The following is a 23,249-nucleotide window of genomic DNA, read 5'->3' as shown; positions in this document are numbered from 1 at the left end:
ATGAATTATAACGGTCATTGAAGCCGATCTTGGAGGTTGGCGCGCACCGCGGGCCACTCTTCCGCCAGGATCGAAAAATAGGCGGTATCCCGAATGCCGCCGTCGCTTGCGGGGACGTGAGCTCTGCGGATCCCTTCAAACACGGCTCCAAGCCGCTGAATGGCCGTACGGGAACGCAGGTTGCGCGCGTCCGTTTTTAACGTGACCCGAATCGTCTTCCAAGTCTCGAATGCATGGGTCAGCAATAGAAGCTTGCACTCCGTATTGACGCCCGTTCGCTGGAACGAAGCCGAATACCATGTACTGCCGATTTCGGCCACGGTCGGCGGGTTCGAATCGGTGGGGGAAGACCCATTCGCGACGCCGGGCGGCCAAGGAGGAGGCCAAGAGAAAACTTCGAGATCCAGAAACCTCGTGCTTCCGACGAGTCGGCCGGTTTCAATATGGCGAACGACAAACGGTATCGCTCGGCCTTTCGCATAGTCCGACAGGGCGATTTCTATGTAACGCCGGGTATCTTCAAGTCCGTTCGGAACATAAGTGTAGCCGTAAGAGGATCGATCTTCGGAGGCAGCGGCGCAGAGATCATGAACGTGGTCCGACGTCATCGGTTCCAAGCAGACAAGGCGACCACGAAGCGTTATCGAGGATAGCACGGTTTCACGCCCTTTAATGGGTTAAGTAAACAGCGGCAGTCTGGGATCGTAATGATGTCCTAGAATGCCGCTGTTTTCAAGTCCCATTGTTTTGGATTTTACACTACCCGTTCCACCGAAGAGAGCAAGGAGAATTTCTCCGCCGCCTTGCCCGTCAGCTCGCGGCTTCTCGCATCCGGCTGGGAAGTGCCGACGTACACGGAATAGTTCCCTTCGTACAGCTTCCGTTTGCCCTCTTCGTCGTATAATCCGAACGCTTCAACCGGTACGTGCAGCGTCAACTCCCTGACTTCCCCGGGCTGCAGACGCACTTTCCGGAAAGCTTTCAGCTGCGGATTCGGAGTTCCTTCGCGTTCCGCCTTGACGTAGACCTGCACGACTTCGCCGCCCGCCATGCTGCCGTTGTTCCGCACCGCGGCGGTTACGCGGACGCCGGCATCCGTGATCGAAGTCGTGTCGACCTTCGCTTGCTCGATCCGGATATCCGTATAGGAAAGGCCGTAGCCGAACGGATAGAGCGCTTCGTTCGTCATGTAACGGTACGTCCGGTTTTTCATGGAGTAATCCGTGAATGCCGGCAGCTCTTCCGACGTGCGGTAGAACGTAATCGGCAGCTTGCCTTCCGGGGAGAACTCCCCGAAAATCGCCTCGGCGATCGCCCGCCCGCCTTGGGCGCCCGGATACCAACCTTGAATGATCGCGGAGACGTGCTCGTGCGCCCATCCGAGCGCCAACGCGCTGCCGGCCAGCACGACCAGCACGACCGGTTTCCCGCTCTCGTAAGCCGCTTTCAGCACGTCCTCCTGCAGGCCCGGCAAGCTCAAGTCCCGCTTGTCTCCGCTGGCGAACTGGTTGCTGGTGTCGCCCTCTTCCCCTTCCAGGCCGGCGTCCAGCCCCAGGCAGACCACGACGACGTCGCTCTCCTTGCAGACTCCTTTCACCTCGGAGATGCGGTCGTTCCCCTGGCTGAGCCCGCTGATCCCGTTCTTGTACAGATGGCATCCTTCGGAATAGAACACCCGGACGTCGTCTCCGACGTAATCCTGGATGCCTTCTTTTACGGTGATATAGCGGGAAGCCGTGCCTTCGTAGTTGCCGACCAGCGCCCGGCGGTTGTCCGCGTTGGGACCGATGACCCCGATCGTCTTGATCTTGGACTTGTCCAAGGGCAGCAAGCCGTCGTTCTTGAGCAGCACGAGGGACGACCGCGCGGTTTTCCGGTTCAGCTCCTGCATTTCGGCGGAATCGACGATCGAATACGGAATCGAAGCGTACGGCACCTTCTCCTGCTCGTCGAACAGCCCCAGCTTCATCCGGGTCGTGAACAGCCGAATGACCGCCTGGTCGATCTGCTTCTCGGTAACGAGGCCTTGTTTCACCGCTTCGAGCAAATGCAGGAAGAGGCTGCCGCAGTTCAAATCGCAGCCTTGGTTCACGGCCAAGGCGACCGATTCGACGGGACCGGACGTCACCTTATGATGCTCGTGGAAATCCCGGATCGCCCAGCAGTCCGACACGACATGGCCGTCGAAGCCCCATTCTCCCCGCAGGATCTTTTTCAAGAGCAGTTCGCTTCCGCAGCAGGGTTCGCCGTTCGTCCGGTTGTACGCTCCCATCACCGCTTCGACCTTCGCTTCCTGCACGCAGGCTTGGAACGCCGGCAGGTAGGTCTCGTACAGGTCCTGCGTGGAGACGACCGCATCGAAGCTGTGGCGGATATCCTCCGGTCCCGAATGGACGGCGAAGTGATTGGCGCAGGCCGCCGCTTTCATGTAGTTCTCGTCCGAGCCTTGCAAGCCCTGGATGAACCGCACGGCCAGCCTGGCCGTAAGATAGGGGTCCTCGCCGTACGTCTCATGCCCGCGGCCCCAGCGGGGATCCCGGAAAATGTTGACGTTGGGCGCCCAGAACGTCAGCCCTTTGTAAATGTCCGTATCCCCGAATTCCTGCTGCATATGGAACTTGGCGCGGCCTTCCGTGGCGGTGGCGTCCGCCACTTCCGCGAGCAGGTCTTCGTCGAACGTCGCCGCCAGTCCGATCGCCTGAGGGAACACCGTCGCGGTGCCGGCCCGGGCGACCCCGTGCAGCGCTTCGTTCCACCAGTTATAGGAGGGGATGTTCAGGCGCTCGATCGCCGGGGCGGCGTGCACCATTTGATGCACCTTTTCCTTCAGCGTCATTTGGCTCACCAGTTGTTTGGCGCGCTCTTTGTACTCCTGAATCTTGGCTTCGTTTTTCGCTAATTCTGACATTGATTTATGCACCCACTTTCCTCTATGATGAGAATCGTTCGGTTCCGACGGAAAAAGTCGCGGAAATCTTGATTTTACGGCATCCTTCTCCGGATGGAGCTTGTTTTGCGCAAGCGCTGAAGCGCGTTGAATGCGGTTACAGCGAGAATATTATACGGAATGAGCGGGCGATCCGCATCGTAAATTTTGCTTTTTGCTTCTCAAATATTGCGAATATTAGAAGGAATTCACCTGTGCGGAAACGGGGGGGCGCGGCCTTGATCGAAATCCTGAACGGCACGAAGGAAACGGTCGCTTACCGGGAGCATTTCGGCATCCGGCTGTATCTCAATCGCGAAGCGGAAGATTACCCGGTGCATTGGCATACCGCCGGCGAAATCATCATGCCGACCGACAATCGTTATACGGTGATCGTGGACGATACTTCTTATGAACTGAGCCCGGGCGATATTCTGGTGCTTCCTCCCGGCGAGCTGCACGAGCTCAAATCCCCGGATTCCGGCGAGCGGATCATCCTGCAGTTCGACTGCTCCCTGCTCTACAATCTCAAAGGGTTCGACTCCACGTTCCATCTGCTGCGGCCCTGCTGCCTGATCACGTCCGAACATGACGGGGAGCTCCACCGGACGCTCCGGACTTTGCTTCTGGAACTGAAGGACGAATATTTCGGCCAATCCCTGCTGAAGGAAGCGGCCGCATACGCCAAGCTGATCGGCTTTTTCGTCGAGCTCGGCCGGAACGCCGTACACGCCGAGCACAGCCGAGGCGAGCAGAAAAAAAGCCGCAAGTACCGTCAAAACATCGACACGTTCCTAAAAGTCTGCCATTACATGAACGAGCACTGCACCGAGGATATCCAAGCGGAGGAGCTAGCCAGGCTTGCCGGATTCAGCAAGTTCCACTTTACCCGGCTGTTCAAACAGTATATCGGGATGTCGTATTACGACTACCTGGGCCAGCATCGCATCATGCATGCAGAGAAGCTGCTGATCGACCCGAATTTGTCGGTCACGGAAGTCGCCATGCGGTCGGGCTTCGGCAGTCTCGCCACGTTCAACCGGGCGTTCAAGGCGTTCAAGAAATGCACGCCTACGCAATATAAAGCCTTGCACGACAACGGCGGCGCAGGCCGGGATCCGGGGAGCGGGGCGGCGAAATGATGAGCGGGGAAGCGGAGCCCTGAGCGGCGAGTAAAGCCCGGGAGGAGTCTGCTCGGAGAGAGTTTGCTGATTGACTCTGTTGCGATCGATTTCGAGCTGCGTCCGATCGCGGCGAAGCTGATCCGAGTTATCGCTTTTGCGCAATAACTCGGCGAAAATTCGCATGGATCAGCGTGAGTTGTTGCTTTTGCGCAATAAAAAGGGGGCTATATTTCCGATCACGCCGAATGGGGCCGGAGTTATTGCTCCAAAGCAATAACTCCCGTTCCTCCTTCGAACGATTCCGCAATAACTCCGGCGTTCGATGCGGCGCTCGAATTCGATTCGCCGATCGAGTTCGCGAATGCGATAACACGGCGGCGTGACCACGGATGCCTGACTGGAAAAACCGGAATCCCCCCCAGGGGGACTCCGGTCAGCCTGTTGGCGAAGCCGTTATTAGGATTCTTCGACCCCTTTGGGAAACCATCCAACGAATTCGAAATTTCAATCACAAATCACCTGAGCCGATCATTTGATGATTCTGTTTGAAATTTCGAATACATTTCACTCTGCGGCCGCTAAATCAAGGATTGTATGCGGTTTTTCATATAGATACCGACGAACTGTGGCTATACCAATAATTGAACTCGAAAAATCGAATATAAAATTATAAATCGCTTTTGCTAATCATCATGTTGAAGGTTCTTCAACGGCTTGACCGGAATCCCCAAAGGGACTCCGGATTTTCCTTTTTCCGCGCTATGGTTCTGTTTTCCGTTATCCGACCCATATAGCAGCGAAATCCAAGTACCGCGGATGTTCACCTCCATCCGGACAGTTTCGCTTTGCCCCGCCGGATCCAGGTTTTCACCGTGTTCTCGGAGCAGCCGAGGCGGCAGGCGATTTCGCCGTAGCTGAACTCCCCATAAATCCGCATCTCGAAAGCTTCGCGCACCTGCGGGTGCAGGCGCTGCAGAAGCCGGTTCGCTTGCCGTTCGGCCTCCGTGTCGAGCACGGCCTGCTCCGGTCCGGAGCTTCCGGGGAGAGCCGGATCCAGCGGCACCCAGACGATCCGCCTGGCGCGGCGCAATCGGTCGACAAACAGCCGGTAGCCGGTCCGCGACAGCCACGCCAGCGGATACTCCGGCAGACGTTCCTGTTGGCACAGCCGCAGGAACGCCTCCTGCACCAAGTCTGCCGCGTCTTCCCGGTTGCCCGTCAGCCTGAACATGCAGCCGTTCAAAGCGGGCGCGTGCGCCGCGTACAGCTCACTCAGCCGGGCTTCGGTCCGCGCGTTCATGCTGCCGATCCCCTTTGTTCGCCATCTCAGCCTCCCGCTCCCCCCGGTACGTCTGTCCATGCTCCCGCTCCTTCCCGTCCGCGCCGCCGCTAAGCCCCGGAGCTTCGCGCGTCGGGCCGATGATCACCCGGTTGCCGTCGAATTCAAGCACCGCTTTATCCCCCACGTTCATAGCCTCCAAATACGCCTTCGGGATTTGCAGCCGGCCGATCCGGTCAATCACGACGTATTCTTCATGCCGATCGCCGAATCGGAAGTCCGCGGACGATCCCTCTGCCGACGCCGGCTCGGGAGATTCCCCATTCGCACGCACGTCGGACTCGGACGGTTCCCGCTTCAACCACTCCGTGCTGGTCAGGCCATCGCGGATGGCGACGACCCGATCGACTTTGTCCGCCACCGACAGATTGTGGGTAACGATGACGATCGTCACGCCCATGTCCCGGTTGAGCCGCCGGAAAATGTCCAGAATCTGCTCCCCGGTCGCCCGGTCCACCGATCCCGTCGGCTCGTCGGCGAGCACGAGCGGCGGCCGGTTGGCGAGCGCGATAGCGATCGCGACCCGCTGCTGCTCGCCGCCGCTCAGCTGCGTCAGCCGGCTGCCCATCCGATGCTCGAGCCCGACGGCGGTCAGCAGCTGCCGGGCGTAAGCCCGATCCGCCTTGCCCCGGATCAGCATCGGCAGTTCGACGTTCTGCAGCGCGGTCAGATATGGAACGAGATTGCGCGCGTTGTTCTGCCAAATGAATCCGACGGTATTCCGCTTGTAGGCGATCCGCTGCTCGTCGGTCATTTTCAGCAGGTTCCATTCGCCGACGAACGCCTGCCCCGCGGACGGCCGGTCGAGTCCGCCCAGGATGTTGAGCAAGGTCGACTTGCCGCTGCCGCTGTTGCCGATGATCGCCATCATTTCGCCTCGTGCCACCGTCAGGTTCAGCCCCTGAAGCGCGACGACCTCGATCTCGTCCGTTTTGTAGATTTTCACCAGGCCTTCGCAGCGGATCATGTCCATCGCCGAATCTCCTCTCACCGTTCCTCGCCCAGCTTGACGGCCTGCGAGACGCGCAATCGCCGCAGCTGCAAGACGAGCAGGAAGGCGCCGGCCCCCAGCATGACGGCTGTCGCGGCGTACAGCCTGATCGTATCCTCCGCTTCGAACACGACACGGAACGGCGGCACTTGCCGCGCTCCGTCCACCGCCCCTTGCTGAAGGAACGGCAGGAACAGGCGGCCGGCGGCCGTGCCCAGCCCGATGCCGATCGCGACGGACAAGCCGGTCGTGAACAACTGCTCCAGCAGCAGCATGCCGGTCAACTGCCCGCGCGTCAGGCCGGTCGCCCGCAGGATGCCGAGCTGAACGACCCGGCGGGACAAGGCGAAGAACCAGAAAATCAAATAGCCGAGAAACGAAACGAGCAGCGTAATGAGAAATCCGAGGCTCAGAATGCCGAAAACGCCGCCTTGGGCCGGATGGTTGCGCCGCGCGATCAGCTCGCTTCTCGCATCGTCCGCCTGCGAGATCGGGATGCCGCGGTCGGCCAGCGCCTCCAGCGCAGGCGCCAGCTTGGCCCCGTTCTCCATTCGCAGCCACACCTCGTACGGAATTTTCTCGATCTGCTGATAGAGATAATCCAGGTTCGCCACGATAAACGGCGACTCTTCCGGGTACAGGCTGGGCCAGTACTTCACGATGCCGACGACGACCAGATCCACCGCCTCGTTGCCGTAACCGACGGTAACTTGCAAAGGATCGCCTTCTTTAACGCCGTATCGCAAGGCAAAATCGGAGGAGACGAGAGCCGCCTGTTCGGCCGTTCCGAGCGCATCCAGGTACCGGTATGGCGGATACGGGTATAAATCGTCGCGAAATCGGGCGGCTCGGTAAAAGTCGGCGTTGTCGATGCCGACGAGCTGCGCGGTTCCGGCAGACTTGCCGCCGAGCGAGACTTTGCCTCCGCTGGCTTTCAGCACCCGCGCGGCGCTTTCGACGCCGGGCAGGTCCCGGTACGCGCCGAACGGCGGCTCCGAATAGTAGGTCTTGTTGGCGTCTTCCCCGTCCTGGACGCCTTCCCATGCGGCCTTCAGCACCACGTCGCTCCCGTATTGGTAGATCACGCGGTCCGAAGCGTTGCGGTCCATCGTCCGCGCGGCCGAAGCGTCGTACACGCCGAGTCCGATCGTCAGAATGAGCAAAATCATGATCGGATAAAACGCCGCCGCCGAACGCGAGAGCTGCGTTAACGTAAGGTAGGCGACGACCGGCATGCGGTTCTTCGTCAGCCGGTTCCACAGCCGCAGCAGCAGCGGGAACAGCCGAAGGCTGAGCAGGCCGGCGGCGAAAATGAACAGCGCCGGAAATACGAAGATCGCCGGTTGGAACGCCCCGGTCCCCGCCCCCGTCCCGCTTCCGCCGCCTCCGGCTTCCAACGAGGCGAGGCGGCCGGCGCGTTGCAAGTACCACCCGGCCGCGGCCAACGCCAATAGTCCCGCGTCCAGGTAGAACTTCTGCCACAACGGCGGCCGGTCCGCGCCCGCCCGCTTCCGGGCGTGTTGCACGACGGAAGTTCCCGCGTACGCGCGGATCGGCGCCGTCGTCGCGATGACGGCGAGCAAAGTAGCCGCGCCTCCGAGCCACCAGGCGGCGGGCGTCCAGCCGACCGGGATCGACTTGCGGCCGACGAAGGAGAGGAAGCCGCTGGACGAGCCGATCGTCTTGGCCATGAACCAAGCCAGGCCGAGCCCGGCCAGCAGCGCCGCCGCCCCGAGCAGCGAAGCTTCGATCGCGTACAGCGCCGCGATCTGCCGCGGGCTTGCGCCCCGGCTCTGCAGCACCGCGATGTCGCCGCGCTGGCGGATCAGCGACTGCTGGGCGTTCAGGGTGATGAAATACAGCACCATGGCGAGTACCGGCGCCGCCAGCGCGAACAGCATCGCCTGCAGCAGCAGGCTCGTCTGCCGGAATTCGCGCAGCATGTCTTCGAAGGTCAGATTCACTTTCGTATCCGCCAGCATGCCGCTCAGCGTAATTTCCAGCCGGCGCAGCTCGCCGATAAGCGGCGACAAGTCGCGGATGCGGATGTCCCGCAGGTCGAAGGCGTAGAACCAGCCGGCCGAATCCAGCACCAGCCCGCTCCGGCCGAGCAGCTCTTCCGTCATCGTCCGTTCGCTCACCAGAAGCGTCTCCGCCAGCCTCTCCTTCCCGTCGACGGCCAAGCTGAAATCGGACTCGTCCTTCAACTTGTAGGCTCCGACGATCCGGACCTTCAGGCGCTGCGTCTTGCCGTCTCGGTCTTTCGAGGAATAAGTGAACGTGTCGCCGATTTTCCAGCTATAACGTTCCATCGTCTCGTCCAGCACGATCGCTTCCACCGCGCCTTCCCGCAAGCCGTCGCGGGGCAGCTTCCCTTCCGTCACCTCGGCCCGCTCGGCGATCCCGCTCTGCCAAGCCAGCTCCATCCGGACGAGCCGGCCGGAGCCGCCGTCAGCGGGACGAATCGCGGACATCGGCAAACCGAACCGGGAGGAGGTCGCGATCACCGGAAAGCCGATGCGTCCAGGCAGCTGCCCGCCAATCCAGTCCTCCGTTTGCGCAAGGCCCTCGACGTCCGCGTCTTCCATGTCCGAAGGCTGATACTTGATATACAGGGAAGCCGGGGGCAGCCCTTTGGTTTTCTCCTGGAGCGAGCTGGCCACGAGACGCTTCAGCGTACCGTCCGCGTACATCGGAATGCTCATCGCGAAAGCCGCCGCCACCGTCAGCCCGAGCAGCGTCCCCAGCGTGAACCAGCGGTTTTGCCACATTTTCAGCAGAAGGTACGCGAGGATCCGCATTATTTCCCCACGACCTTCTGGCCCTCTTGCAGCCCGCTGATGATTTCCGCCTCCGTCGAAGAGACCGCGCCGACCTCCACGTCGACCTCTCCCTTGGTGCCGTCCGCACCCGCCACGACCACGTAATAGCGGTCGTTCTGCTTCCGCAGCGCGGCCAGCGGGATCGTCAGCGCGTCTGCGCGCCGCTCCACGATGACGGCGGCGGTCAGCGGCGTCCCGTATCCGGCTCCCTCGGGCTGCTCCTCCAAGTCGATCAAGACGCGCGAATCGAGCGGATTTTCTTCGCCGCCTTCCCCGGAGTCGATCGGCAGCCGGCGGACTTTGCCGCGATAGTCGCCGGCCGCGTTCACGCTGACGACGGCCTCCATGCCCGGCGCGATGTCTTCCAGATCGGTCGAAGAGAAGGATACGGCCACGACCAGCGCCTTCATGTCGGCGATTTGCCCGATTTTCTCGTATGCTTGGGCCACGTCGCCCTTCTCCGCCGTGAAGCTGACAACCGTGCCGTCATACGGCGCGGTAAGCTTCGTCCCCTCCAGGGAACGGCGCAGTTCGGCCAACTCTTCCCGGAGCAGTTCGTAATCCAGCTGCTGCTTTCTCAGCGCCGTATCCTGCCCCTCCCCCGCCTGCCGCATTGCTTCCTTCAGGTCGAGCCCGGCTTTCTCCAGCTCGATCTCCTTCCGGCGGATCTGTCCCTCGGTATCGTCCGTGTCCAACTCGGCCAGCAGTTGGCCTTTCTTCACTTGGTCGCCCGCTTTGACGTAGACGCCGGCGATTCGCCGATTATCCTCCGTGAAATACAGGTTCTCCTCCCGCTCCGACAGCAGCTTCCCCGACCCGCTGGCCTTGACCTCCAGCGCGGCCCGTTTGACCGGATATTCGGGTTTCTGCGAAATCTTAGGCGTCCGGATCTGCGGCAGCTGCTCCGGCTCCTGTTCCTGCGGCAGCAAGGCGCAGCCGGAGGCCAAGGTCAGACACAGCGCCGCCAGCGCCAGCCGCGCGGGCTTACCCCGCGGCGATCCGGCCGTCGACCATTTCGTAAACAACATCCGCCGCCTCCCATAACTCGGAATCGTGCGTCGTCATGCAGACCGCGATTCCTTCCGCCTCGATGATCGTCCGGAAAACGTCCATGACCCGCGCGGCCATAAGCGTGTCCAGCTCCGCCGTCGGTTCGTCCGCCAACAGCAGGTGCGGCCGGTGGGCAATCGCCTTTGCAATGGCTACCCGCTGCTGTTCCCCTCCGGACAGCTCGGAAGGACGATGCAGAGCCCGCTTCGTCAGGCCGACAAGCTCGAGGCAGCGGGCGACCCGCCCGCTCCACTCGGCACGGGGAATCCCCGCCATACGCAGCGACAGCTCGACGTTCTCCCATGCGGTAAGCAGGGGCAGCAGTGCGAACGATTGGAAAATAAAGCCGATTTCCCGCCGCCTGACGCGGGTCAGCTGCTTGTCGGTCCACCGGTGGAACGGACGGCCGCGGAACCGTACTTCCCCCTCCGACGGCCGGTCTAGCCCCCCGAGTAAATTGAGCAGCGTCGTCTTGCCCGATCCGGAGCGCCCCTTGAGCATCGTGAGCCGTCCGGCCTCGATCCGCAGATCGATGCCGTCCAGCACCGTCACGGCCCGGCCGCCGGACGGGAAGCTCTTGCGCACGCCCCGCACGTCCAGCAGCGCCTCTTCCCGATCCGTTTCCGTCATCCTTCCTCCGACTCCAACCCGGCTTTCGTCAGCAGGTCCTGCCCCCCGCTCTGGATCGCCTTCAGCGCCTCGTCCAGCGACTCGGTTTCCCCTACCACCCGCTTCACGTGATCGGAAGCGAGCTCGGCGAACGATTTCGCGAACTCCTCCGGCAGCGCCTGCAGCAACACCTGCTCGTTCGCTCCGAGGGCGTACAGAGCATCGACGTTTTTGCCTTCCGCTTGTCTCTTGTAAGCCGATCGGGTCGACAGCGTCAGGCCAGACTTCGCGCTTGATTTGGCCAGCTGTTCGCCGTTCGCGTATTTCAGCAGCTCCCAGGCTCCGGGCAAGTTCTGGGCGGACGCGTTGATCGCGAACACGCCGTCGAGGCTGAATCCGCCCGCGACGTCGGGCTGGGACGGGTCGACGGGCACGGTGACCATGTCCCAGTCGAACGACTTGATCGGAGCGGGTCCGCCCTTGGGCCCTTCTCCGCCTTCGGACGCTTGGGCGGATACTCGCATTTTTCCTCCGGCGCCCGTTCCTTGCGCGCCGAGCATATCCATGAGCATCGAACTGTCGATCGTCATCGCGGCCTGGCCGCCGATGAACTTCATCGAATCAGGGCCCAAGTTGAACGTCTTGCCGCCGCCGACCCCGCGCATGCTGACCATGGCTCGGTTTTTGCCGCCGCCGGCGTCGCTTCCGGGCAGGTAGATGCTTCCCGATTGGTAACCTTCGATCACTTTTTGGAAAATGGCCTTCCACTCCGGCGTATCGATCGACAATTTGCCCGTATCCGCGTCGGCATACAGCAGTCCTTTCGCCTCCCCGATCCGGCGGATCAAGTCGAACGCGTCGGTCGTCTGGGACGACGGGAACAAGCCGGACCACGCGTTGTCGCCGTCTTTCTGGACGGGGAACCGGGCCGCAAGCCGCAGCACGTCGTCCCAGCTCATGCCGTCGGTCGGGTACGGGACGCCGTATTTGTCGAACATCTCTTTGTTATAGTAGAGCGCCTGGCTGCTGAAGCTGGGACTCAGCCCGTACAGCTTCCCGCCACCGCGCGCCTTGAGCAGGTCGATGGCCGCCGGCACGAACGCGGACAGGTCGAACTGGTCCTGCTTGACCGCCGCTTCCAGGTCGTACAGCTTGCCCGAAGCCGCCAGCTTCGCGTACTGCTCCTCCGTCACAAAGAGCACGTCGGGCTGCTGTTCCTCGAGCAGTTTCTCCATCGCCTCTGCGGGATCTTCGGCATCGAACGTCGACTGCGTGGACACGACTTCCAGCGTCAAGTTCGGGAACATCGCCTGAAAAGCGTTCCCGTACTGCATCAGGAAAGCCTGCTCGTCGAAATAGGCGATTTTCAGCGTCCCCGCCTGGTCCTTGTCGAGCCCGCCGATTCCTCCCTTCTCCTTCCCGCCCGAGGACGTGCAAGCGGTCAGCGCGATTGCCGCCAAGAGCGTACATGCCAGCCACCCCGTTTTCCATCTCCGTTTGTTCTTCGTTAACATCGTTCACCCACACCTTTCATTCAGAGGATCCAACAGGGACAGTATGCCGGGCGATTTTTAGAAAACGCTTAGAAATGCTGAAAGGAAGCTTAAGAAACGATGAGAGGAGCATAAAAAAACGACGGCTGACCTGTTCGCGCATGCGGAGGGTTTGGGGAAAGATGCGCTTAGTAGGATTGATGGGGGGGGGAGGCGATGGGGCGAGAGTTTGACGGGAGCGAGAGTTCGACAGAAGCGTGTACGAGGGGGGAGGAGGAAGGGTTTGATGCGGAGGGTTTGATGAGAAAGGTTTGATGGGGGCAACGAGGTGAGAGTTCGACGGGAGCGAGAGTTCGACAGGAGCGTGTACGAGTGGGAGGAGGAAGGTTTGTGGAGAAGGGTTTGCACGAGGAGGGTTTGCACGAGGAGGGTTTGCACGAGGAGGGTTTGCACGAGGAAGGTTCGACGAGAAAGGTTCGGCTAGGAGGGTTTGCACGAAGAAGGTTCGGCGAGAAAGGTTCGATGAGGAGGGTATGCACGAGAGTGGGGCGGCTAACGGACACAGGGGACGTTATTTTTCGAAACATCGCGCTCATTCATTACTAACGGACACAGCCGCACTTATTTGGGTAAAAATACCGACTACTCTCGTGTTTTTACAGCAAATAAGAGCCGTCGTGTCCGTTACGTTTAAAAAAGGATCCGAATCCGCGAAATAGCGGCCGTGCTGTCCGTTACACCATCCGAGCCCGAGGCCCAGCACCGCCAAGCTGCAGACCGCGGCACCACTGAACGGCGCGTTCCGTTAAACCAGTCGAGCCCGAGGCCTAGCATCGCCAAGCTGCAGATCGCGGCACTGAACGGCGCGTTCCGTTAAACCATCCGAGCCCGAGGCCCAGCACCGCCAAGCTGCAGACCGCGGCACCACTGAACGGCGCGTTCCGTTAAACCAGTCGAGCCCGAGGCCTAGCATCGCCAAGCTGCAGATCGCGGCACTGAACGGCGCGTTCCGTTAAACCATCCGAGCCCGAGGCCCAGCACCGCCAAGCTGCAGACCGCGGCACCACTGAACGGCGCGTTCCGTTAAACCATCCGAGCCCGAGGCCCAGCACCGCCAAGCTGCAGACCGCGGCACCACGGAACGGCGCGTTCCGTTAAACCAGTCGAGCCCGAGGCCTAGCATCACCAAGCTGCAGATCGCGGCACTGAACGGCGCGTTCCGTTACACCATCCGAGCCCGAGGCCCAGCACCGCCAAGCTGCAGACCGCGGCACCACTGAACGGCGCGTTCCGTTACATCATCCGAGCCCGAGGCCCAGCACCGCCAAGCAGCAGACCGCGTCACTGAACGGCGCGTTCCTATCGCTTTCTGCCCAACTGACGCCAATGGATGCCTGACCGTCAAGCGAAAAATCCTGGCGATCGTTCGTGCCGAAGCAAATCAAATCGTATCGTGACCGATCTGCCGCGCGGTATTAATGAGGGGCAGTATCATGGCATCCACGGTTCCGAAGGACTTCGAGGCCGTTTTTTTACTGAAGAGGGAGGGTTTGATCTCTTGAATCGCGGAGAAATACGGCCGGTTAACCGGTTGACGGAAGAACAGTTGAAGCAAGTGAAAGCGTTGGCCCGGCTGTGCGACGAGACGGACGGCATCACGTTGAAGCTCAATCTAGACATGCTGGAGGAGCGGGACCCGGAGGAGACGAACGACTGGCTCTGCGTCGCGGACGGACGCATCGTCGGTTTTCTGGGCATGTACGTATTCACCAAGAAAGAAGCGGAAATCAGCGGAATGGTCCATCCGGACTACCGCAAGCGGGGAGTATTCGCGGAACTGCTGAAGGCGGCGGCGGAAGAAAGCCGGCGGCGGGGCATTCCCGAATTGCTGCTGATCGTGCAGCGCGGGTCGGAATCGGGGCAAGCTTTCGCCAAAGGCGTCGGGTCCGACTACCGATTCTCGGAATATGGGATGGAGTTGGCGGAAGAACATCGCGGAGAGAAGCCGACGTCGAAGGCTTCGGCAAGCCGCGTCGCGCTGAGACGGGCGTTGCAGGCCGACTTGGAATTGGCCGCCCGGATGGATGCGGAAGGCTTCGGCGAATCCATCGAAGAAGCGCGGGCTTTCGTCGAAACCACGATGAAATCCGAGGGGCGGCAGCTGTGGATCGCCGAGCTGGAGGGGGTTCCGATCGGCAAGCTGACCATCCTGGAGAGCGGCGGCGGTTTCATCTACGGATTCACCGTACTGCCCGCTTTCCGCGGTCAAGGGCATGGCCGGGCGATATTGGCGCAAGCGATCGGACGCATCCTAGCGCTGGGGCTTCCCGGCCGGCCGGCGCTGGAAGTGGCGGCGGGCAATGACCGGGCTCTCGGTTTATACAAGTCGCTCGGCTTCGAGGAACGCAGCGTGAACGACTATTACGCCCTGCCGGTACAGCGGGCGATCGCGATTAACCGACCCTAGGCCGGCAACGTGATCTTGACTTGCGTGCCGACGGACAGCTTGCTCTCGACGCGGATTTTGCCGCCGTGGCGTTCCACGATCCACTTGGCGATCGCCAGACCGAGACCCGTACCGCCTTCTTGGCGCGTACGGGCTTTGTCGCTGCGATAGAACCGATCGAAAATGCGGGGCAAATGCTCCGGCGCGATCCCGATGCCCGTGTCTTCCACTTCCAGCTGCACGGAGTGGGGGAGCTTTCGGCAGAAGACGCGCACGAGCCCTCCCTCGGGCGTGTACTTGATCGCGTTGTCGAGCACGATCGTGAGCAGCTGGTGCAGCCGCTCCTCATCCGCCTGGATCGGAATGGACGGTTCCGTCTCCGCTTGCACGATGATGTTCTTTACCTCCGCAAGCATTTGCAGCTTGTGGACGCAGTCCTGGATCACGCGGTCGAGCATCACCGGCTTGATCTCGAGCTCTTGCCGGCCCGCGTCCGATCTCGCCAACGTCAGCAGCCCGCCGACCAGCTTGCTCATTCGCCGGGCCTCCTGCAGCACGGTGGATACGTGCTTGCTGTCTTGCTCGATCGTATGTTCCGGGTGGCGCAGCAGCAGCTCCGCATGCGCCTGGATGACCGACAACGGCGTGCGCAGCTCGTGCGAAGCGTCGGACACGAACTGCTGCTGGCGCTCCATGGAGAGGCGGATCGGGATCAGCGCCCGATTCGCCAGGTAGAATCCCGCGGCCACGGCGACGAGCAACCCGACCCCGCCTCCCAGCAGCAAAATGTTCCGCAGCCGGGCGAGCATGCCGATTTCCGCCGTCACGTTGCTCAGCGTCAATTGATAGGAGACGACGTAGGTGATCCCGTCTCCTCGGGTCATCGCCAGCGCCGTCGGTTCGACCTTCAGCGCGCGGTAATATTGATCGCCCAATTTCACCGTTTTCGGAGAGTCGCCGAAACGGCTCGGCAGTAGCGGCCCCGATAGCTGTTCCTTCGTGAATGCCTCGCTGCCCGGCGCCGGAATGGGCTGCATGTCTTGCGTCCAAAACAGCTCATATACCGGGCGATCCGACTTCGCCATGCGGAGCATGATCGTTTGCTTAGGCGACGTTGCCGCACTCGCGGAAAAGCTTTGCATCCCGATTTGGGCTTCCGCCCCCGTCAGCGACCGGTCCACTTGGGCAAACAGCATCTGCTGCATGACCCAATAGACGGACAGGTTGAGCGCGACCAGAATGACCGACAGGACGGCGGCATTGCGGATCGTCAGCTGAATGCGCGTACGGTTGAACATCAGCTTCTCACCTTCATCATGTATCCGACTCCCCGAACGGTATGAATGTATTCGTCGCATCCGAACGGAGCCAGCTTTTTGCGCAAATAATGCACGTACACGTCCACGACGCCCGGCCCCGCATCCGAATCGATGCCCCATACCCGGTCTATCAGCTGTTCTTTCGTCAAAATCTGTTCCCGGTTGATCAGCAGGAATTCCAGCAGCTCGTACTCTTTAAGCGTCAGCTTGAGCGGCTCGCCGTTCGCGTACCCTTCCATGGAAGGACACTTCAGGCTGAGCCGGCCGTAGCCGATCTCTCCATCCGGCTGGCCGCCGGCCCGCCTGCGGAGCAGCACCCGGATCCGCGCCAGCAGCTCGGGCGTCGCGAACGGCTTCACGAGGTAATCGTCCGCCCCGGCGTCGAGTCCCCGAACGCGGTCCATCACCCCGTCCCGGGCCGTCAGCAGCAGGATGGGCGCGTCGATCCCCCGCTTCCGCAGCTCCGCGAGCACGGACAGGCCGTCCATGCCGGGCAGCATGATGTCCAGCACGATCAAATCGTGAATGCGCTGCTGCGCCAAGTACAGCCCGTCGGATCCGTTGTCGGCCCAATCGACCTGGTAGGCTTCTTCCTTCAGAACCGCCGTCACCGCGTCCAACAGCGGGAGGTCGTCTTCCACCACCAAAATGCGCAAGTCCTCGTCCGCCCCTTTTCCGACCGCCATTTCCATCCAACATTGGCATTTCCATTATAGGCGATAAACCTTAAAGAAGGGTTAGAAAAACGGAACGGACCGCCTCGCTTCGTCTATTTCCGAAAATGGGCATTGCAGGCTAACGACTGTTCGCTTATCATAAGGATAACGATCGTTAGCCACTGGAGTGAACCAAAGAAGATGGAACCGAATGAGCGGCCCGCGTATTTCGACCTTCAATCGCGGCCCATCGCAAACGCGACGAAAATCAAGATTTTGGAGACGGCCGTCGAGCTGTTCTCGCAGCGGGGGTTCAGCGGGGCTTCCGTTCGGGACATCACGGGCGAGGTGGGCATCAAGGAGAGTTCGCTGTATAAACACTTCAAAAGCAAAGACGAGATCCTGGAGACGATCTTCGCCAACTTCCGCCGGGAAGCAGACAAAATGCTGCCGCCGACGGAGCATCTCGATTTCATCGCCCGCTCCATGAGTTTGACGGAGTTCCTCGAGCGAGGCATCGCGAATTTCCTGGACCATATGCGGGTTCCGATTCATCGGAAAATATGGCGGATCCTGTACAACGAGCTGTTTCGGCATCCGACGGCGAGGCGCATTTACCGAATGGAAATTCTCGAGCGTTCCGTGGAAGTAATGGCGGCGGTTTTCGAAAAGATGATGCAGCAGGGGAAAATGAAGCCGTTCGATGCCCGGCCGGTCGCGATGGAGTACGAGCACGCTTCGATGACTTTGATCTTGGAATACAACCTGCGGATGGCCGAGAACGAAAGCACCGAGCCGCTCGAACGCCAAATCCGGGAGCATGTCCGGTTCTTCTCGGCCATGACTTCCGCATAGAGGAGAGATAGCGCCCATGTGGAAACGACTCATCAGCGCCCGAGTCTCGGGCATGATCCTTCTGATTGCAATGACCGCCATGCTCGTCGTGCATGTGCTGATCGCGGCGGGCGTCATGCCGAGCGACTTCATCTGGGGCGGGAGGATCGGAAGCGAGACGGAACTGCTGGTCATGGAAGGAATCGCGATCGCTGCGACGCTGCTGTTCATGGGGTTGATCGCCCTGAAAACGGGACTCGCGGGGCGCGCCAAATTCCGCCGAACCGCCGCGGTCGGGGCATGGATCGTATTCGCCTACTTCCTGCTTAATACGGCCGGCAATCTCGCGAGCGAAGCCGCCCTGGAAAGGACGCTGTTCGTGCCCGTGACGATCGTATTGACGCTTCTCGCGTTAAGGGTGGCGATGGAGGAAAGCGCGTAAGCAAGCCACTCGCTAACGCGCTTTTCTCTTGTAATAAAGCACCTATGAAAATTTCCCGGACAGGACGGCCATGGCCGCTTCCAGCCGGCGTTTCGCGTTCTCCCGCTCGTGCGGCCCGCTCAGTTGCTCCTGGTGGAAAGCCACGGTCGTCTTTCCTTCTCCTGCATCCAGCAGGCGGATTTGATACGTAGACGGCTTGTCCCAATCCGCTTTCCGCCAGGTGAGACGCAGCTGCTCGTGCAGCTTTGCCACGCGAATCTCTCCCGTTGTCCCCTCTTTCGTCTCATAAGTCCCTTTGATTTGCAGATCCAGGCTTGCCAGCTCGCCCAGCCACAAACGCAGTCCCTCCGGCGACAGCAGAAACGCCCATGCTTCCTCCCGGGATACCGGGAACGTCCGGCGGATGCCGAACTGGAATCCGGCGGACTTTGTCTTTCCGACCACTCTAGCCTCCATCTCTGCTCCTCCTCCGACTTTTTTCGACCGGATCATATGTTCGCTTCTTTTTCCTGATTATAACATATGCATGATTTTTTCTCTAATTTCTAGGTGTTTTTCCGGTTGGAAATGCGCATCATCCCTCCCTGTCTCTCTTTCGTTTTGTAGAGGATTTTTAGCGGAGCTTGACATGTCAATATCTGGATGGCTAAAATGGGCGCATGGTGAAGTCGATCATCTAGTAAAGCTTGTAAGGTGCCCCCGCTAATCTACCGCACTAGCGCACGTCATGTTCTATCACGCGTGTTACACCGCCATCGCTCCGCAACAGCTCACGTCATGCTCTATTCCGGGTGTTCCCACCGCCAATCCGCCGCAACAGCGCACGTCATGCCCGATTTCGCAGGTTCCGCCACCGTTCCGCTGCATTAGCGCGCGTCATGCTCTATTTCGCGTGTTTCGCCGCCATCATGCCGCACTAGCGCACGTCATGCTCTAACTCGCGTGTCTCACTAGCTAAACGACTACCTGAACAAGGAGATGTGAAACGTTAATGGAATACCAGTTGACGAAGCCCCCGGTCGCTAAAGCGGAGATGCTGATCCGCAAACCGGCCCGCGAGGCGTTCGAGGCGATTGCCGATCCTGCCTTCACAACCCGGTTCTGGTTCACCAAGAGCAGCGGGCGTCTCGAGCCCGGCAAATGGGTCGAATGGGAATGGGAAATGTACGGATTTTCTACGCACGCGCATGTTCTCGAAATGGAACCCGATCGCCGCATCCTCTTGGAATGGGGGGATTCGGAAATGACCACGATCGAGTGGCTTTTCACTCCCCATTCGGACCAGTCGACATTCGTCAGCGTCACGAACAGCGGATTCAGCGGAGAAAACGGGGATTCGCTGGTCGCGCAAGCCATCGGCTCGACGGAAGGATTTACGTTCGTGCTCGCCGCCATGAAGGCGCTGCTCGAGCACGGCATCGAGCTGAAAGTCGTGGCGGACCGGCACCCGGGCGGAATCGGCGGCTGAACGGCTAAGTCGAACGGGATAGAAATAGGCAGAGATTCGCGGGACGTTGCCCACGGATCTCTGCCTTTGTTATGGCTTGCGATTGGATCCCGATCTTACTTCAGCCCGCGCAGGTTGTAGAACGCGGTTTTGCCGCCGTAAATTGCGGTTTTGCCCAGTTGGTCCTCGATGCGGAGCAGCTGGTTGTACTTCGCGACGCGGTCCGTGCGGGACGGCGCGCCCGTCTTGATCTGGCCGGCGTTCGTCGCTACGGCGATGTCGGCGATCGTGCTGTCCTCGGACTCGCCGGAACGGTGGGAGATCACCGCGGTGTAGCCGGCGCGTTTCGCCATCTCGATCGCGTCGAACGTCTCGGTCAGCGTGCCGATTTGGTTCACCTTGACGAGGATGGAGTTGCCGATGCCTTTCTCGATGCCGGAAGCCAGGCGCTCGGTGTTCGTCACGAACAGGTCGTCGCCGACCAGCTGGACTTTGCCGCCGAGCCTCTCGGTCAGCAGCTTCCAGCCTTCCCAGTCGTCTTCGGAGCAGCCGTCCTCGATCGAAATGATCGGGTACTTCTCCACCCAGCTCGCGAGCAGGTCGACGAACTCGGCGGAAGTGAACGATTTGCCTTCGCCTTCGAGGTGGTACTTGCCGTCCTTGAAGAATTCGGTGGAAGCGACGTCCATGCCGAGGAAGACGTCGACGCCCGGCTTGTATCCGGCTTTCTCGATCGCTTCGATGATCGTGGAGAGCGCTTCTTCGTTGGAGCCGAGGTTCGGCGCGAAGCCGCCTTCGTCGCCGACGGCCGTGTTCAGGCCTTTGCCCTTGAGAACGGACTTGAGGGCGTGGAAAATTTCGGCGCCTGCGCGGAGAGCTTCCTTGATGGAAGGCAAGCCGACCGGCAGCACCATGAACTCTTGCACGTCGACGTTGTTGTCGGCGTGCGCGCCGCCGTTGACGATGTTCATCATCGGAACCGGCAGCGTCTTGGCGTTGAAACCGCCAAGGTAAGCGTACAGCGGGATTTGCAGGGCGTCCGCCGCGGCGCGGGCTACGGCCATCGACACGGCCAGGATCGCGTTCGCGCCCAGGTTGCCCTTGTTCGGCGTGCCGTCGAGCGCGATCATCGCGCGGTCGATGGCGACTTGGTCGAGGGCATCCAGGCCGATGACTTCGGGGGCGATTTTCTCGTTGACGTTGTCGACCGCGTTCTGAACGCCTTTGCCGAGGTAGCGGGACTTGTCGCCGTCGCGCAGTTCAACGGCTTCGTAAGCGCCGGTGGAAGCGCCGGACGGCACGATGGCGCGTCCGAAGCCTCCGGACTCCAGGCGCACTTCGACTTCCACGGTCGGGTTGCCGCGGGAGTCGAGCACTTCGCGTGCGTAAACGTCGGAAATGATGGTCATGCTTCGACACTCCTTCTAGGATCGGATTTGAAAAACGCGCTATCGTTTATTGTATCAAACTTTTGCCTGTCATTTCCTTCGGTTGTTCCAGTTGCATAAGCGCAAGCAGCGTCGGGGACACGTCGGCCAGGATGCCGCCGTCCCGCAGGGTGACGCCTGGCTTCGTGACGATGCACGGCACCGGGTTCGTCGTATGCGCCGTGAAAGGCCGTCCTTGCTCGTCGATGACCATGTCGGCGTTCCCGTGGTCGGCGATGATGACGGCGACGCCGCCTTTGGCCAGGATCGCGTCGACGACTTTGCCCAGGCACTCGTCCGTCGCTTCGACCGCCTTGATCGTCGGCTCCAGCATGCCGGAGTGGCCGACCATGTCCGGGTTGGCGAAGTTCAGGATGATGGCGTCGTGGCGCTCCGCCTCGATTTCCTTCACGGCGGCTTCCGCCACTTCGTAGGCGCTCATTTCCGGCTTCAGGTCGTAGGTGGCGACTTTCGGCGAGTTGATCAGGATCCGCGTCTCGCCTTCCAGCTGGATGTCGCGCCCGCCGCTGAAGAAGAACGTAACGTGCGGGTATTTCTCGGTTTCGGCGATGCGGAGCTGTTTCTTATGCTGCTGCACCAGCACTTCGCCGAACGTGTTGTCGAGCTCCTTCGGCTTGTAGGCGACATAACCCCCGACGGACTCCGCAAACAGCGTCATGCAGACGAAGTACAGATTTTTCGGGAATTTGTCTCCCCGGTCGAATCCGCGGAAATCTTCGTTCGTGAATACGTTCGAGAGCTGGATCGCCCGGTCGGGACGGAAGTTGAAGAAAATGACCGCGTCTTCCGATTCCACCAAGCCGACCGGTTGGCCGGAACCGTCCACGATGACCGTCGGCATGACGAACTCGTCCATGACCGACTTCTCGTACGATTCTTTAACGGCTTGGATCGGATCGGTATAAGCCGGGCCTTCGCCGTACACCATCGCCCGGTAGGACTTCTCCGTGCGCTCCCAGCGCTTGTCGCGGTCCATCGCGTAGTAACGGCCTTGCACCGTCGCGATTTTGCCTACGCCGAGCTCCGCGATTTTGGCCTGAAGCTCCTGCAGGTAACCGACCGCGCTGTCCGGCGCGACGTCGCGGCCGTCCAGGAACGCGTGAACGAACACTTCCTGCAGGCCTTCGCGCTTGGCCAGCTCAAGGAGAGCGTACAAGTGCGCGATGTGGCTGTGCACGCCGCCGTCGGACAGCAAGCCGTACAGATGCAGCTTCTTTCCGTTCGTCTTCGCATGGCGGACCGCGCCGAGCAGCGTCTCATTGCTGAAAAAATCTTCGTCGCGGATCGATTTCGTGATCCGGGTCAAGTCCTGGTACACGATCCGGCCGGCTCCGATGTTCAGGTGACCGACCTCGGAGTTGCCCATTTGGCCCTCCGGCAGCCCGACCGCCTCGCCGCAAGCCGTCAGCCGCGTATGGGGGTAGGTTGCCCAATAACGGTCGAAATTGGGCTTCTTCGCTTGGGCGACCGCATTGCCTTTCGTTTCTTCGCGCAAACCGAATCCGTCGAGGATGATCAGTGCGACCGGTTTCGGAGCTGCCATCTTACTTCGCCCCCTCGACAAGCGCGACGTAGGATGCCGGCTCCAGGCTGGCGCCTCCGACGAGCGCGCCGTCGATTTCCGGCTGCTGCATGTATTCGCGGATGTTGTTCGGCTTCACGCTGCCGCCGTACTGGATCCGGACTTGGTCGGCCGTCGAAGCGTCGAACAGGTCGCGGATTACGCTGCGGATGTAGCCGATGACTTCGTTCGCGTCGTCCGCCGTGGAGGATTTGCCCGTGCCGATCGCCCAGATCGGTTCGTAAGCGACGACCACTTGCGCGGCTTCCGACGCGGCCAATCCTTGGAACGCCGCTTCGGTCTGCACGCGGACGACGTCTTTCGTCTGGCCCGCTTCGCGCTCTTCCAGCTTCTCGCCCACGCAGACGATCGGGATCAGGTGATGGCGGAACGCCGCATGCACTTTCTTGCTGACGGTCTCGTCGGTCTCGGCGAAATATTGCCGACGCTCGGAGTGCCCGATGATGACGAAATCGACGCCGAGATCGTCCAGCATGATGCCGCTGATTTCACCCGTAAAAGCGCCGTTATCCTCGAAATGGAGGTTCTGCGCGCCCACCTTGAGGGACGTGCCCTTCACGGCTTCCACGAGCGCCGGCAGCGCGGTGAACGGAGCGCAGATCACGCTTTGCACGCCTTCCACTTCCGCTTTGCCTTTCACTTCGTTCACGAACCGGACCGCTTCGGAAGCCGTCTTGAACATTTTCCAGTTGCCCGCGATGATCGGGGTTCTGCTCATGGT

At 60.8% G+C, this 23,249-nt stretch carries 19 protein-coding genes; 5 read left to right on the top strand and 14 right to left on the bottom strand.

Translation table 11 applies throughout. The features are described from left to right. Positions 1–14: 14 nt before the first annotated feature. Entirely contained in the window at positions 15–656 is a 642-nt protein-coding gene (locus tag PTZ19_RS15940; RefSeq protein ID WP_276356065.1) for a GNAT family N-acetyltransferase, read from the bottom strand. Between the two features lie 98 nt (positions 657–754). Next, positions 755–2,908 carry a glycoside hydrolase family 3 C-terminal domain-containing protein gene (locus PTZ19_RS15935; protein ID WP_276356064.1) on the bottom strand — a complete coding sequence of 718 codons (2,154 nt, stop codon included), beginning with the start codon at positions 2,906–2,908 and terminating at the stop codon, positions 755–757. Between the two features lie 233 nt (positions 2,909–3,141). On the opposite strand from PTZ19_RS15935, the gene PTZ19_RS15930 reads away from it, so the two are divergent. Further along, the gene (locus PTZ19_RS15930) at positions 3,142–4,068 is read left to right on the top strand and encodes an AraC family transcriptional regulator (RefSeq protein ID WP_276356063.1); all 927 of its coding nucleotides are present in this window, start codon (positions 3,142–3,144) and stop codon (positions 4,066–4,068) included. 802 nt (positions 4,069–4,870) lie between these two features. Here PTZ19_RS15930 and PTZ19_RS15925 read toward each other — a convergent pair. The 6 genes from PTZ19_RS15925 to PTZ19_RS15900 are packed head-to-tail and all read right to left on the bottom strand — an operon-like array spanning position 4,871 to position 12,375. Further along, on the bottom strand, positions 4,871–5,350 hold the full coding sequence (locus PTZ19_RS15925) for an RNA polymerase sigma factor (protein WP_276356062.1): 480 nt from the start codon (positions 5,348–5,350) through the stop codon (positions 4,871–4,873). After that, positions 5,319–6,356: an ABC transporter ATP-binding protein gene (locus tag PTZ19_RS15920; RefSeq protein ID WP_276356161.1), complete on the bottom strand. Its 1,038-nt coding sequence runs from the start codon at positions 6,354–6,356 to the stop codon at positions 5,319–5,321. Before PTZ19_RS15920 ends, PTZ19_RS15925 begins: the two co-directional genes overlap by 32 nt. 20 nt (positions 6,357–6,376) lie before the next feature. After that, positions 6,377–9,181 (bottom strand): ABC transporter permease, encoded by a 2,805-nt coding sequence (locus PTZ19_RS15915; RefSeq protein ID WP_276356061.1) that lies wholly within the window; start codon positions 9,179–9,181, stop codon positions 6,377–6,379. Next, positions 9,181–10,230 (bottom strand): efflux RND transporter periplasmic adaptor subunit, encoded by a 1,050-nt coding sequence (locus tag PTZ19_RS15910; RefSeq protein WP_276356060.1) that lies wholly within the window; start codon positions 10,228–10,230, stop codon positions 9,181–9,183. The genes PTZ19_RS15915 and PTZ19_RS15910 overlap by 1 nt, the downstream gene beginning before the upstream one ends. Next, a complete protein-coding gene (locus tag PTZ19_RS15905) occupies positions 10,187–10,882 on the bottom strand; it encodes an ABC transporter ATP-binding protein (RefSeq protein ID WP_276356059.1) in 696 nt (231 codons plus the stop codon). The genes PTZ19_RS15910 and PTZ19_RS15905 overlap by 44 nt, the downstream gene beginning before the upstream one ends. Then, entirely contained in the window at positions 10,879–12,375 is a 1,497-nt protein-coding gene (locus PTZ19_RS15900) for an ABC transporter substrate-binding protein (protein ID WP_276356058.1), read from the bottom strand. Before PTZ19_RS15900 ends, PTZ19_RS15905 begins: the two co-directional genes overlap by 4 nt. Before the next feature lie 1,537 nt (positions 12,376–13,912). Here PTZ19_RS15900 and PTZ19_RS15895 point away from each other — a divergent pair. Continuing rightward, entirely contained in the window at positions 13,913–14,821 is a 909-nt protein-coding gene (locus tag PTZ19_RS15895) for a GNAT family N-acetyltransferase (RefSeq protein WP_276356057.1), read from the top strand. Here the strand turns inward: PTZ19_RS15895 and PTZ19_RS15890 are convergent. After that, positions 14,818–16,098, bottom strand: a complete 1,281-nt coding sequence (locus tag PTZ19_RS15890; RefSeq protein WP_276356056.1) for a sensor histidine kinase — start codon at positions 16,096–16,098, stop codon at positions 14,818–14,820. The two genes, PTZ19_RS15895 and PTZ19_RS15890, sit on opposite strands and share 4 nt — an antisense overlap. Further along, positions 16,098–16,775 (bottom strand): response regulator transcription factor, encoded by a 678-nt coding sequence (locus PTZ19_RS15885; RefSeq protein ID WP_276356160.1) that lies wholly within the window; start codon positions 16,773–16,775, stop codon positions 16,098–16,100. Before PTZ19_RS15885 ends, PTZ19_RS15890 begins: the two co-directional genes overlap by 1 nt. 201 nt (positions 16,776–16,976) lie before the next feature. On the opposite strand from PTZ19_RS15885, the gene PTZ19_RS15880 reads away from it, so the two are divergent. Then, positions 16,977–17,630, top strand: a complete 654-nt coding sequence (locus PTZ19_RS15880; protein WP_276356055.1) for a TetR/AcrR family transcriptional regulator — start codon at positions 16,977–16,979, stop codon at positions 17,628–17,630. Positions 17,631–17,646: 16 nt separating this feature from the next. Continuing rightward, positions 17,647–18,051: a hypothetical protein gene (locus PTZ19_RS15875; protein WP_276356054.1), complete on the top strand. Its 405-nt coding sequence runs from the start codon at positions 17,647–17,649 to the stop codon at positions 18,049–18,051. A 42-nt stretch (positions 18,052–18,093) separates the two neighbouring features. On the opposite strand, the gene PTZ19_RS15870 is transcribed toward PTZ19_RS15875, so the two are convergent. After that, complete coding sequence (locus tag PTZ19_RS15870) at positions 18,094–18,507, bottom strand: SRPBCC family protein (RefSeq protein ID WP_276356053.1); 414 nt, start codon at positions 18,505–18,507, stop codon at positions 18,094–18,096. A gap of 535 nt (positions 18,508–19,042) precedes the next feature. On the opposite strand from PTZ19_RS15870, the gene PTZ19_RS15865 reads away from it, so the two are divergent. Beyond that, a complete protein-coding gene (locus PTZ19_RS15865; RefSeq protein ID WP_276356052.1) occupies positions 19,043–19,519 on the top strand; it encodes an SRPBCC family protein in 477 nt (158 codons plus the stop codon). Between the two features lie 95 nt (positions 19,520–19,614). Here PTZ19_RS15865 and eno read toward each other — a convergent pair whose 3' ends face one another. The 3 genes from eno to tpiA are packed head-to-tail and all read right to left on the bottom strand — an operon-like array spanning position 19,615 to position 23,246. Continuing rightward, positions 19,615–20,907, bottom strand: a complete 1,293-nt coding sequence (gene eno, locus PTZ19_RS15860) for a phosphopyruvate hydratase (protein ID WP_276356051.1) — start codon at positions 20,905–20,907, stop codon at positions 19,615–19,617. Positions 20,908–20,953: 46 nt separating this feature from the next. After that, positions 20,954–22,489 carry a 2,3-bisphosphoglycerate-independent phosphoglycerate mutase gene (gene gpmI / locus PTZ19_RS15855; RefSeq protein ID WP_276356050.1) on the bottom strand — a complete coding sequence of 512 codons (1,536 nt, stop codon included), beginning with the start codon at positions 22,487–22,489 and terminating at the stop codon, positions 20,954–20,956. Between the two features lies 1 nt (position 22,490). Then, positions 22,491–23,246 carry a triose-phosphate isomerase gene (gene tpiA / locus PTZ19_RS15850; RefSeq protein ID WP_276356049.1) on the bottom strand — a complete coding sequence of 252 codons (756 nt, stop codon included), beginning with the start codon at positions 23,244–23,246 and terminating at the stop codon, positions 22,491–22,493. Positions 23,247–23,249 lie beyond the last annotated feature (3 nt).

Source organism: Cohnella caldifontis, from assembly GCF_029360585.1.
GTDB lineage: Bacteria > Bacillota > Bacilli > Paenibacillales > Paenibacillaceae > Cohnella > Cohnella caldifontis.
This window is presented reverse-complemented; position numbering and strand designations above follow the sequence as displayed.

Excerpts from the sequence above, each read along its gene's own strand:
- PTZ19_RS15890 (WP_276356056.1), bottom strand. The coding sequence starts at position 16,098 with ATGTTCAACCGTACGCGCATTCAGCTGACGATCCGCAATGCCGCCGTC.
- PTZ19_RS15900 (WP_276356058.1), bottom strand. The coding sequence starts at position 12,375 with ATGTTAACGAAGAACAAACGGAGATGGAAAACGGGGTGGCTGGCATGT.
- PTZ19_RS15880 (WP_276356055.1), top strand. The coding sequence starts at position 16,977 with ATGGAACCGAATGAGCGGCCCGCGTATTTCGACCTTCAATCGCGGCCC.
- PTZ19_RS15925 (WP_276356062.1), bottom strand. The coding sequence starts at position 5,350 with ATGAACGCGCGGACCGAAGCCCGGCTGAGTGAGCTGTACGCGGCGCAC.
- gpmI (WP_276356050.1), bottom strand. The coding sequence starts at position 22,489 with ATGGCAGCTCCGAAACCGGTCGCACTGATCATCCTCGACGGATTCGGT.
- PTZ19_RS15935 (WP_276356064.1), bottom strand. The coding sequence starts at position 2,908 with ATGTCAGAATTAGCGAAAAACGAAGCCAAGATTCAGGAGTACAAAGAG.
- tpiA (WP_276356049.1), bottom strand. The coding sequence starts at position 23,246 with ATGAGCAGAACCCCGATCATCGCGGGCAACTGGAAAATGTTCAAGACG.
- PTZ19_RS15905 (WP_276356059.1), bottom strand. The coding sequence starts at position 10,882 with ATGACGGAAACGGATCGGGAAGAGGCGCTGCTGGACGTGCGGGGCGTG.
- PTZ19_RS15865 (WP_276356052.1), top strand. The coding sequence starts at position 19,043 with ATGGAATACCAGTTGACGAAGCCCCCGGTCGCTAAAGCGGAGATGCTG.
- PTZ19_RS15910 (WP_276356060.1), bottom strand. The coding sequence starts at position 10,230 with ATGTTGTTTACGAAATGGTCGACGGCCGGATCGCCGCGGGGTAAGCCC.
- eno (WP_276356051.1), bottom strand. The coding sequence starts at position 20,907 with ATGACCATCATTTCCGACGTTTACGCACGCGAAGTGCTCGACTCCCGC.
- PTZ19_RS15915 (WP_276356061.1), bottom strand. The coding sequence starts at position 9,181 with ATGCGGATCCTCGCGTACCTTCTGCTGAAAATGTGGCAAAACCGCTGG.
- PTZ19_RS15875 (WP_276356054.1), top strand. The coding sequence starts at position 17,647 with ATGTGGAAACGACTCATCAGCGCCCGAGTCTCGGGCATGATCCTTCTG.
- PTZ19_RS15920 (WP_276356161.1), bottom strand. The coding sequence starts at position 6,356 with ATGATCCGCTGCGAAGGCCTGGTGAAAATCTACAAAACGGACGAGATC.
- PTZ19_RS15870 (WP_276356053.1), bottom strand. The coding sequence starts at position 18,507 with ATGGAGGCTAGAGTGGTCGGAAAGACAAAGTCCGCCGGATTCCAGTTC.